This is a genomic window from Paenibacillus sp. SEL3, assembly GCF_054602585.1.
Genome location: NZ_CM137725.1, coordinates 845,544 through 857,857 on the forward strand (window position 1 = coordinate 845,544; position 12,314 = coordinate 857,857).

Here is a 12,314-nt window from a genome sequence, read left to right on the forward strand (position 1 = left end):
TAACTGTTATTGTCTTGATTACAGTTATCAGCTTGTATGGTTGCCACAACACTTAACTATTCTACCCGTTAGTTCAATCCATGGTCGTCGTCAATTATCCACGAAAATTCTTTCGTAATCGAAATTGCAATGCTAGATAATATTAGTTCTAAGATGTCATCAGTGTATGTTGGTACATCAATTTCAATTAAATTTACTTCTTCAGTACCATCAAGTGTATCGAAAGCATAGTTCCCATTTGGATTAGCGAGAATACCAGTTACTTTAACAATCTCCCCATTGACTTCTTTATGAAATGTTAGGTGACTTGCTTTTGTGAATCCCAAAACAGAGGTTAAGAATTGCTCAGCAACCTCCGATTTAATTTTGGACATGTACTTATCCGAATGGATACTTATATAGTCGTACATAGTTTCACCATACTCATGTCTGCCCATAGCTGCCTTTTGCTACTTCGAGAGAGCTTAAATAGGTAACGAATCAATATGAGATTCAACTTCAAAAATAAATTCTTCAAGGCTTTCACAATCAAACCATTCACTTCCTTTATTTATCTCAAACAATACTAGATAGCTATGATGATTTATTAAAAATTGCCAACCCTGCCTTGAAATCACGGACCCCAATATTTGACAGTAATCAAATAACTTTTCAACGTCAGCTCTATTCATTAAGTCATAATCCTGATAAGTGGTTCCTAATGGTTCAGGAAAGATTCGATATGCTAACTATTTTCTTTCCAATTTAATACACCCCTTAGAGTTACAAAAGCAAAGCGGTCATAATTAGTGATTCGACATTTTACTGCTGTATCCTGTCCATTGACTTAACGATATTGGATAAAATAAGATTTGAGTTTTAGCAAAACCCTCAAAATAACAAACTTCGATCATAAAACTTCAGACTCTTGACCGACTGTATCAATTGAACAGCCCCATATAAACTATCTGGCGCATCGTCGTATGTACAGTTTCGATTGTAATCCTTCACTTGATGGTTATATCTGAGGTTATCCGAATTGAAAAGAATATGGCCCTTCTTCACTTCCGGCTCCAAGCTAATAATTCGTTCATGCTTCTGCCCCTTGGAATGGACACTTTCAACAGGCGTATGTATCTTCACTTTCCATAATTCTTCTTCAAACTTTTGCTTCATATAGCTTTGCGCTTGATTGACTTCAAATCCCAGCTTATCTACAGGATAAAGCTTCAATTTTTCAATAGCCACTTGGAACAAATCATCCGGCAGCAGTTTATAGATGTTCCCGTCAATCACATACATTTGCTTCGTCCTTCGGTGCTGACCAATAATTGAAATAGCCGAAAAGTCATTTTTCTTCCCTGCTTTAATAGCTGGATCAATGTACATGGCTAGTTCCATGTCCTCAAATTCAGGCAATCTGTCCCAATACATGAGATTTTGAAATATGTATTCGTCTGTTGAACGCGGATCGTTTTGTAGCTCTTTATAGAAACTCTTTTCACCCATGGCTTGCTTCTTGCACATCAAATAATAATAGTCCAAGTACTCGCTCCACAGGATTTCTGTACCCTTTAGCATTTCCTTCTCATTCGCCATAAAAAAAGACAAAGCCGTATTGATCCTGTCCTCGTCTTGCAAGTTATTATATTGTCGTTCCCACTCTGACCATAGATCATCACGCTCTGAAAATTGAAGCACTGCTGCTTTACGAACACTTCTCACACCAGGGATTTTACCTTTGAGCAAATCGGCCATAATATCTTCTTCGTTCAAAATGGTTCCACAGATCAGAATATTCGTATCTCTTGTGCCAATAGGCAGAATGACATCCGTAAACGTATTTTTAATTTGTTCTCGTTTGGCTTCGGATCGAGCCGTATCCTCCTTGAGCAAATCATCCATTAGAACCAGTGTGGGACGATGGTGCTTATAATGGATACCTCGAAGTGAACCATCTATCCCACGAATCATAATGCAGGAATCCAGTCCACCTTTACTCTTGAGCCATATTTCATTGTTGTTCCAGCGGCTCCCTTTTCGAATGCCAAAATCCTCAATCAGCATCTGATTGGTTTCTAACTCATCTTTGATCATATCCAAAAACGGCAATGCAATTTGTTCTGTCGCTGATATGATTAATGTAAACTGTGATTTATCATATAAAGTCGCATACAGCGGAAATAAAAAGGAACTAATCGTTGACTTTCCATGCTCCCTTGGGAGTCCAAAAGCCGTAATCAGTCCTGTATTTGCAAGCATATGTCTTAATTCCGTGAATAGCTCTTTGTGAAACTTTCCAAATACTCGATCAAAATATTTAGGGAAATAGGCCAATGCAAAAAATTCAATGTCCATCTCACCGATAAGCTTCCGTAGTTCAGAGAAAGAGAACGTTTCGATCAGTTGTTTCATTTTGGGCGGCTTGAAATGCTTCTCCATATACTGCTTGAGCAGTTCAGCTTGACGCTGCTCTTCTTGCTTCATTGTTTCAATGGGTAAACTCCTTTCTCAAATTCACTATAAAATCATCACAAAAATGTCTGCACCCTTTGCTGGCGGCTCCGTTTATCTGCATAGAAGCCCCCCTCCCACCACAACAAAAAGAGTGGCTCCTCACCACTCGATATTTGCCAAGGCTTCAGCCATATCCTGCTGTGTTGTTAGGGTATAAATATTGGTGGTTGCTACGTGGTCATGTCCAAGGATTTGCTGGATGGTTGTCAATGGAGTCGTTTTCACCAACTTATAGCCAAGTGTATGTCTGAGCATATGTGGTGTGACCTTCACGTTGATCCGATCTCCGTATTTGTTCAGAATCAGGTTAACCGCATTTCGCTCCAATGGCCCACGCTGCCCAATACATAGATATTCTGATTCCACTTGTGGCCTCATTTCAAGATACCGAGTAATGGCTTTTCGCACATCCTTATTTAATGGAATAGTACGAAAGGAATTCCCTTTACCGAATACCTTCAATAACCCTTTGCGTTCGCTTATTTCAATATCTTTCAGTTTGATACCAACCAATTCGCTTACCCGTATCCCTGTTCCCAGCAACAATTCAATCATACAGATCTGCAGCCGATTACCCATCCGGTGAATTTCATTTCTCAGCTTCCACAAATCCTTTTCTGCTAACCCTTTGTATTGCCGAACAACCTTATTCCTGACCGCTTCGATATGTATTTCTTCCTTAATATATCCTTGTTGGTGCATCCACTGAGCAAATACGTTGATACTGGCAATCTTGCGGTTGATGGTGAGTATCGCTTGGTTGGTGCTTTGCAGATATTTCTTGTACTCCACGCCATCCAATTCAATCCACTTGTCCAGTCCATATTCCGTTTTCCTTTGATACCAGGTTATAAACTGCAACACGTCCCGAATATAGCACGAAACTGTGTTCTCGCTTCGATCCTTGCTCCGTAAATGGGCTTCAAACCCTTGAATATACTCCATTTTCTCCCCCACCTTTCGCTCGTGTGTCACATCATACCGTTGATGTGGGGGAAAGTCCACTGATTGCATAACTTATCTTATGCACTTAGTTTGGCTACTTTTGGGGCAAATTTCGGACTAAAACAGGTGTTTATCTATACAATTACTGACGGCATAACGTTATAGCTGCGAATCATCCAGCTCTATGTATCCTTACTCCATCTCAACCGATTCCTCAATAGTTTCATAATCGGCATCCACTACATCGGCTCCAATCATATCCAAAAATAGCTGCTTACGTTCCTGTTCCAGTGCCTTCGTATTCACCACCAACTCACGTCGATCATTCCATTCATTTGGAGCACGGTTCTTCAAATAGAAGATCATCGCTGTCGGATTGGGAGGCTGATATCGTTTTACTTTTTCGATGCGTGTCTTCTTTTTTCCATTTTTGTCCTCTTCAATGATCGTTTTAATTTCCTCATATTCATATCCTGTAGCTGCTTTTAAAAGTGAATTTTCCACGTGGGATATGGGGACAGATTTGCTCCATTTGACTAGTTCAGCCAGCATCGGATGTTTATCAATATACTCGTACCAAGTCGTTTTACCTATATCGAGTTTCCTGATAATGTCCTCCGCGTTCATACCTTCTTCAAACCATACTTGGATTTCCGCAAGTCTAGGATATACATGTGTTTCCCACTTGGTTGGACGTTCCAATGCTTCCGCAAATTTAGGATGCTTCCTTCGGTAATCGCCTAATGTCCAAATATGAATATTTAATCGCTTAGCAATCTCCTCATCTGTTGCTCCTTCACGTACCCAAACGGGAATATCTCTAAGCCGTGGCACAACAAATTGATCATACTTGGTCAGTATCTTTGGTTTGATCCTTTTTGGTTTTTCATTATTTTTGCTCATCTTCTGTTCACCTCCAGCACGAAAAAAGGGGACCAGACTATAATAGCCCATTCCCCATATGTATTAGCTTAACTTTCTAACTCAGCTCGTAAAACAACTTGATATCCTCAATCACCTTCTGAACCAACTCATTGTCCTCACGCGCTTCCTCAGTTCCTAGCACATTTACCTTTTCGGCTTGCATGCCCTTTAGGAACCGAATCACCATATTCACTTTTGTTTTGCCCATATCCCCATCACCCTTTCGGTTTAGTCAGCACATGATACCTCTGACCTTGCCGACTCAGCAACAACTTCATGATAGTCATACTGTTTACCATTCCGAACCAAGCATACGCCGTTATCGCTACCAACGTGGGCAATATACCGCTTCACAATCACATCTACATATTTGAGATCAAGCTCACTCGTATAGCAAAGCCGATCCGTTTCCTCACAAGCAATCAATGTAGAACCTGAACCACTAAATGGATCAAATACGATATCACCAAGCTTACTAGAATTTTTAATCGGATAACTAATTAAGGGAATCGGCTTCATCGTGGGGTGATATTCATTGCGAAAGGGGCGATCAAATTGCCATAATGTCGTTTGCTTACGATCACTATTCCAATAGTGTCCACTTGTCGGCTTCCAACCATATAATACAGGTTCGTGCATCCAGTGATAATCGGCATGTCCCATTACCATTGCTTGCTTTGCCCATATACAACATTGAGACAGTTTGAATCCAGCTTCAATAAATGCCCTTCTAAAATTCAAACCTTCACTATCTGCATGGAACACATAAATACTTGCCCCGTCATCTGCTACTTCAAACATTTGAGTATGAGCTGCCAATAGGAAATTATAAAACTCGTGATTGTCCATTTTATCGTTCTCTATTTTCAATGCATCCTTGGTTTTACCTGTGTAGTCGACATTATAAGGTGGATCAGTCACAATGAGTTGTGCCTTCTTGCCATCCATCAACGTTGCAATATCCTGCGTATTAGTCGAGTCTCCGCATATTAGCCTATGCTTTCCAAGTAGCCAGGTGTCACCTTTACGAGTGATCGGATGTTCAGGTAATGCTTCTTCTAGATTAAAATCATCATCATCTACTGTATCTTCGTGCAATGTATCCAGCAATTTCTCACACTCACTCATATCATATCCAGTTAAAGAAAGATCATAATCAGCCAGTTTTAATTCTTCCATTTCCTGCGCCAACAATTCAAAATTCCAATCTGCATACTCAGCCGTTTTGTTATCGGCTATTCTGAAAGCTTTGACCTGTTCTGGTGTTAAATCATCCACTAATATCGTTGGAACTTGCTTTAGTCCAAGCTTCTTAGCTGCTAGCAAACGAGTATGTCCTGCTATGATTTCATTGTTACTGTCAATCAGAATGGGATTTTTAAAACCATAACTCTGAATACTCGTTGCTACATAATCTACAGCTTTCTCATTATTTCTGGCATTTTTTATGTACGGATTTAACGTTTCTACGTTTACGAATTTGATTTCCAATCCACTTGATCCCCCTTTCTACCTTCATTTTTAAAAAGGCTGCAATCCACATCCAGGTAAAAAATACACCAACCGCAGTGATAAATCGTAATATTTCTATGATTATTGCTTGTAGTAGTAATAGCATCCTAAGTTCTCCTCTCCAAATGAAAAAGGAACCCTAGCTCATAGCCAGACTTCCCGTGTTATGATTCTATAATTGTAAATCTATTCATTGTGTCACGTGACACATCTCAAACTATGTAAGTTCAAGTCCTCAATTCGTGTAGTTTAAAATTTTGCAAATAATAGTCCAATTCAGCAAGGATAAAATCCAATATAAAATACGAAAATTTTAAATCAGGTAACATGACAAATAAATTCTATAAGAATGTGACCCTCAATTATGCAAATTTAATTTCTAAGTCCAAGTGCCTACCGCGCAACGATAAACCTGTTGCTTGCTTGTCCCCCCAATCCAAGGAAAACCATCTTGGATATGGAGGTACTCAACTGGAAACCTTCCTTCTATAGAACAACATAGCCCCTTTACCCACACTAAAGCTATATTCCACGGACTGACCCCAGTTTCCCCTATATATAGAGAAGTGGGGTCACGTCTACTACGAACCAAATATCTGATATTCGTAATGTTTGTTAACCGTTGAGATGTACTTGGTGTTAGAGCTATATCTGTCCTTTTGCTCATAAATAATATATCCGTATTGTGCAAAAACTTTATTGATCATCTCTTTCTTGTTTATCCAGTTGTTGTTTTTGGACAGCCATTTCCTAAATTTCTCCCCAATACTATCTGCACCCTTTTGAATATTACTGACCGGCATAGGCAACTGATTAAAATAGGTAGAATTCTCCCAAATCCAATGATGTATATCCTGTGCAAAGTTACGAATAGTATCTCCACGACTGTATAATGATTCATCATTGACGTAGTGATAGGTATAGTTCATTTTTCCATGCATATACCAATTATTAATCTCCCAAAACATCGGTTGAACTACAGCTACGTTTTTTTCATTTTGGTTAAATGCAACATATATGTGAATGGGGGTATCTCCATTAATTTTTCTTAACGCTGTCCGATGCACAATTTGCAAAAACTCAGCGTACAGTTCTCCTCGATACACCATCTCTAACTTTTCATCTTCAAACCAATTCAAATCATCTTCCTCGCTCATTTTTAGTGAAACCTTGTCTCCATAAAGCGATATTGCAATGATTTTATAGTAGTCGGGATTCATTCGAGGCAGACTGGTCAAATACAACGCTGTCTTATCTTTAAGCTGATTTTTCCCTGTGGTGTTCATTAAGTTGATAGGCCGAGTATGATCACTTACTTTCTCTTCAAAGGAATCCTGCTGCTCAGTTCCAATTGCTCCTAATTTTTTGTAGATTGGGATGTCAAATTTCGTTGGCAATATGAATAAATCTAAATGCTTCTGCTTTAACTCAAGTATCCGTTCCGTAATTGCTTTTTGAGTGGTATGGCCCTTCTTCAAACGACTATTTTTTGAAGTGTTGATGATATCTTGGCACATATTTAGCCGAGCGTAGTGATTATAATTCTGAATGATCTTTGCTTTAAAACCTATGTATTGTCTACTGTTCATTTTAGCAGTTCCATCTAGGACAAGCATATTTAAGTTTAGTTTGCCATAGTGGATACGTTCTGCAACGATAATTTTTCTACCTGTCAAACCATTTTGCTCATAGTCGTCTATTCTTCCAAATTTAGCTTTCTTACATAACTTTTCAAAGTGAATCATTTTCTTGTACGCTTCAATTTTGCTTTTGGATTCAACATTAGCCTTTATGGATTGAATGGCATTCAGAATACTTTTCATTTTGTCATCTTTAGTTTTCGTCATTAGAGCCGTTGTTACATCTGAGGTATTTTCGACAAGTTGGTTTGCGATTAAATGAAGAATATACGTTTTTAAAACTTGAGCTTGAAAAGGCTGCATTTTTAAAACAAACGACAGCGTATTAAACCAATCTAAGGCATTATCCCAACTGTCAATTCCAAAAATCGAAGCGTCAACAAAGGAAGGCTTCTCATCAACAATCAATAGTCGTTGTCGGGTACATACATAATTGTGAGTATCAAGAGCATCGTAGCTACTGAACCCATTCATGCGATATTGTTTCCAATTTTTATAGATTTGAGCATTCCCATATCCAAGAGCCAGATTATCGAGTCTACTATGAGTAATAATGACAATTTGATGATAACAAACATACTGCTCAATATCTTCTTTATTGGCTGCTCTCACACTGACAATACAATGCTCATCAAATTTCTTCAATTCATTGAATACTTCTTCAGCCATCCCATTCTCCCGAATGACTAATAAGACTGGAACCTTCTTCTTCAAATAAGTTTCAGATACAAGCCACTTCAAGAAACAAATTAATACGGTTGTTTTACCATGCCCCATACTCGCGTTGCAGAGCCATTTTACAGCTGAATCAGGCTTTTCTGCCCGGTTATTATTTTTGAATTCTACATATTGATGATACTGTTTAGTGTACTCGTCATATAAATCTAAAAATACATTTGCAATATCCTGAAATGCTTCCTTATGTACATTTTGTTTATGTTCTTCAGATAAATAATTATACATTTGCTCAATTTCACAATCCCGATTCACTGCCAAATCAGATTCACTCCTTATATTTTCAGTTGCTTAATTTCCTCTAAAGCCTGTTGAAATTCTTTACTAATAGCATACAGCCAAAACTTTTGGTGCTTATCAATCGTCAAAGCGCGAGTAATGTACCGGATATTTTTATCCTGTAATTTCCGCATCATCTGACCATCATAACAATAAAAATAGCTCATCCAGATTCACTCCTCTCATTGTGAAATCACACCTATATATCAGGTGTCACCCAAGCGCCCGTGTTAACAGGCGCAATATCATGACAGACCCATGGTTCAATCTATACAATATGGACTACAGCCTTAAAGCTCGATTTCGTTACTTTCTCAATCCTGATAAATTCAATTGTCGCTCCGTCAAAATCCAGTAAGGATAACCTCTCATCTCGGCGAATGACCTGATCTCTCGGAATGATACACTTCACTTTCCCCTGCTCATCCACAATATGAACATAGCAATACTCGACTATTTGAATCCGCCATGTCTTGCCTAATATCTGGTCAGCTATCAACCGGGATTCTTCCTGAGACTTTTTCAATGTGCTGAAGCCAAGCGGATAATTCCTCAATATTCGTCTTGTACTTTTCTCATCCAGCAAAGAAGGCGTATTACTAGTTTGTACTACGGTTTCCTGTTCAGCTTCATACCATATGAAGAACTGTCCCATAATTTCAAATAATGAATACACACCATCCGGCACATGGAATGGAAACTCCAGATCATCTATTGTAGCGATGCCAGTGTAAACGGTAAGCTCTTTACCTTCTACATTACGATTCGTCAGCCGGTTCACCTTTTGTACTTCTCTCTTCAAAACATTTTCATACAGCTTTAGATTTTCCAGTAGCCCATCTACAAACAGCCATGCAAAGGAGTACGTTCTGTAGGTTTGATATGCGATCTCGACAGCAACACTGGCAAGTACCGAAGGATAAGGGCAGATCTCTTCACACTGAGCTTGGTATTCCTCTCTTAACCTGGCGTATTCTGCGCTGATTGCTTTCCGGGTATCATTATCCCGTTCCCATTTTTTCAGTTCATTAAATTCCTTTTGGCGATGATCAATTGGTTTCTTTTGCTCATTGTAGTCTTTATACATTGGTTCAATGCGGGCTAAATAGCTCAGAAACTTAGGTTGGCTAACCTTGCTCATATCCTGTAACAGTTGTCTCGTACTCTCGATGCCCAAAATAGACTGATCCAATTTCCCATCTTTCACTTTGAACGTGTCATCTATGTACTTTTCTGCCTTGACGCAAAATTGATTAAACGGCGATTTCGTCGAGTGCTGATAATCCTCGGCTTTGCCACCCTTCGCAAAACGAAAGAAATACGGCATTTGGATAGCCAGACGATCCAACACATATGGAATCTCTACTTCCAGTCCATTTTTGGTCGCATCAATGATTTGACCTTGGAGGAATTTGAGGACAGAGTTTTCCAAAACGCGTGCTTGAAGGCTCCCCTCCTCCAAAGCCAGATTCTGAAAATACGTATTCACATTCGTACATCTACCCGTTAAGTTATGTAGGCTCTTCAATTCCATCTCGATGATACTATCCATATTATTTGGTACTGGAGCAGCTACTTTTTTATCATCTTCATTGATGATGGTAGGAGCATCAATCACGGTTGAGAGTATGGTGGGATCATTGGTACAAAGAGCCGTATCTCCATCCACATCTCCTAGTCCAAGCCTTGCAAGTGTTAAATCACAACAGTTCAGAACAATCACGTTGTCCAGATGACGCATATATCGGTTATGTACTTGTACAAAATCTAGCTTACCGACTTCATTAAATATCGTTAACGGTGAACGGAATAGCGCATGCATTCCACGTTTCCGATTCATAAAAGCCTGGTTCTTCTTCAACACACCTTTTACTGGAATTGCGCTGGCATGCTCCATAAAAGCTATTGGATCATTGGTTAGATAAAAGTAGCTGCCACAAATCGGGATGCGACCTTTCAACATATCCTGTACTTTCAGCATGGCTTGCTTCACGATGAATTTGCGGACGTTTCCGTCATACAGCATCAAATCATTCAAATCGATAGCTTGGATGATTTCATTTATAAATTGCTTCTTCTGACCTCGTTCTATTTCATCTTCCTGTTCGTCGGGTTCTTCATCTACATCTTTGGGTTCATCGTCTTCTTGGACTAGCATATGTAGGAACGCTTTCGTGTACGCAATATCTCGAAGCCACTTTTCATGGGTGTCATTCTTTTGCCCATGTAGTACACGTTTGATGACATCCATTTGAGGCGTAGCTAATTTAAATAGATCGTTTAGCGTAAGATTCAACGCATGAATATATTGATATGTCAGTGATGTATAGGCGTTCATCTGGTATGCTGGCTTCGCATAATTGGCGACCCAAAAGTGGTTATGATTATGTACTTTCAGTAATGCTTCATATTCCGTTATATTTTCAAACAAACATTTAGGCTTAGCTTCTCCCTCACTGTATTGATGCCATGCTTTGAAGCAGGATTTGGTGAGGATGAGATCAATAGGACGACCCTGTTTATCGATGATCGGCTGTGATTCACCAAAAACATCTTTTATCTCTGTAACGTTGTTTTCCTTGAGCCAATTCAACAGATCGAATCGGATAAAGTTTCCCTTAATATATGGGAGCCTTCCCTGAACCGCATTAGGTGAATACGATAGGTTAAGATGCTGTCCAATACACTCGGCAAACTGAAAACTCATTAAACCTTGACCATCAAAAAACTGGACATTCTTATTTTCATACTTTGGATACTCGACTCGCTTAAATCCGATGGACTCTTCATTGATAGCGATGATTGGAATTTCTTCTGTTTGCTCGATGGAATAGCAAGGATATAGTTTGTCATCATACATAACCGAACGAGCAGGGAAAGGAATTGCTTCTAGCTTCACACGACGATTCTTTTTATTCCATCCATTGAATGTTTTATACTCTAATTGATCAGGAACAGACTTTGTACGACCATTCCACGGGATTATTTTATTCGGTATACGTTCTAACTTATGTAATTGTTCCTTAGATGGTTTCAATTCTTTCTTCGCTTTGAAATATTCACGTTGCCTCGTCTTTTCCTCGAATATTAACTTCTTTTGTTCCGAATCTTCAGCACACTTTTCCACCTTCCACACATCTTCAATGATCGTATCCTTTTCATAATCTGGAATAACGACGATACGTGGAATATACGGGACTGGTTGTGCTGCAGAACGACTTACACCTAGTGCTGCTTCCCACTTATGGATATTGGTGAGCGGTGGCATTTTACCGAGTGTAATGCGTCGATACAGATCAGCAACATACTTTTCTTGGATGAACTCTGTCCTCTGTGTACGCCCCATGGCAGGTGACTTAATTGAACGAACATATTTCCTTCCATTATAGTAGATGCCCTCTCGTAACATACGTTCAAACAAGGCAAGTTGAGATGGATCGTCTTCGTCAATTTGGTCAGCTTTGAGCATAAAGATCACATCGGTAACATCAGCGAAAAGATCACGTTCTGCTACGACTCGTTTGAGTTGATCGAGATAGATGCTGTTTGATACGGTGATGATACGAGTGCTGGATGTTGGCGCGTTAATTTGGTCGCCTACATGTGTGATTTCGTTAAAATGGTACAGTTTGATTTGGTATTGATTTCTTGTTAGATTAGTAGACAAATTTTAGCCTCCTGTTTATTGATTGAATGATATGATTGTGAACGTTCAATACATGTTAAGCCCCCTCTTTGTATCAAAAAAGAAACATACGTTCCCATTTATTGTATCGAATATAC

General features: G+C 39.1%; 10 protein-coding genes. All 10 read right to left on the minus strand.

All coding sequences use genetic code 11. The features are described 5' to 3' along the window. Positions 1 to 68 precede the first annotated feature (68 nt). Complete coding sequence (locus ACYCS5_RS04140; RefSeq protein ID WP_318627480.1) at positions 69 to 374, minus strand: hypothetical protein; 306 nt, start codon at positions 372 to 374, stop codon at positions 69 to 71. 90 nt (positions 375 to 464) lie between these two features. Continuing rightward, positions 465 to 671, minus strand: a complete 207-nt coding sequence (locus tag ACYCS5_RS04145) for a hypothetical protein (RefSeq protein ID WP_459760859.1) — start codon at positions 669 to 671, stop codon at positions 465 to 467. A 199-nt stretch (positions 672 to 870) separates the two neighbouring features. After that, positions 871 to 2,466: a phage terminase large subunit gene (gene terL, locus ACYCS5_RS04150; RefSeq protein WP_459760860.1), complete on the minus strand. Its 1,596-nt coding sequence runs from the start codon at positions 2,464 to 2,466 to the stop codon at positions 871 to 873. A 129-nt stretch (positions 2,467 to 2,595) separates the two neighbouring features. Further along, a complete protein-coding gene (locus ACYCS5_RS04155) occupies positions 2,596 to 3,441 on the minus strand; it encodes a tyrosine-type recombinase/integrase (protein WP_305164929.1) in 846 nt (281 codons plus the stop codon). A 192-nt stretch (positions 3,442 to 3,633) separates the two neighbouring features. Then, a complete protein-coding gene (locus ACYCS5_RS04160) occupies positions 3,634 to 4,344 on the minus strand; it encodes a transposase (RefSeq protein WP_459760861.1) in 711 nt (236 codons plus the stop codon). Positions 4,345 to 4,420: 76 nt separating this feature from the next. Then, positions 4,421 to 4,573 carry a hypothetical protein gene (locus ACYCS5_RS04165; protein WP_459760862.1) on the minus strand — a complete coding sequence of 51 codons (153 nt, stop codon included), beginning with the start codon at positions 4,571 to 4,573 and terminating at the stop codon, positions 4,421 to 4,423. A gap of 20 nt (positions 4,574 to 4,593) precedes the next feature. Further along, a complete protein-coding gene (locus ACYCS5_RS04170) occupies positions 4,594 to 5,856 on the minus strand; it encodes a DNA modification methylase (protein WP_459760863.1) in 1,263 nt (420 codons plus the stop codon). 602 nt (positions 5,857 to 6,458) lie between these two features. Continuing rightward, positions 6,459 to 8,513, minus strand: coding sequence for a hypothetical protein (locus ACYCS5_RS04175; RefSeq protein WP_459760864.1), 2,055 nt, complete (start codon positions 8,511 to 8,513; stop codon positions 6,459 to 6,461). Between the two features lie 14 nt (positions 8,514 to 8,527). Then, positions 8,528 to 8,668 carry a hypothetical protein gene (locus ACYCS5_RS04180; protein ID WP_459760865.1) on the minus strand — a complete coding sequence of 47 codons (141 nt, stop codon included), beginning with the start codon at positions 8,666 to 8,668 and terminating at the stop codon, positions 8,528 to 8,530. A gap of 131 nt (positions 8,669 to 8,799) precedes the next feature. Continuing rightward, positions 8,800 to 12,198 (minus strand): RNA dependent RNA polymerase, encoded by a 3,399-nt coding sequence (locus ACYCS5_RS04185; RefSeq protein WP_459760866.1) that lies wholly within the window; start codon positions 12,196 to 12,198, stop codon positions 8,800 to 8,802. Between the last annotated feature and the right edge of the window lie 116 nt (positions 12,199 to 12,314).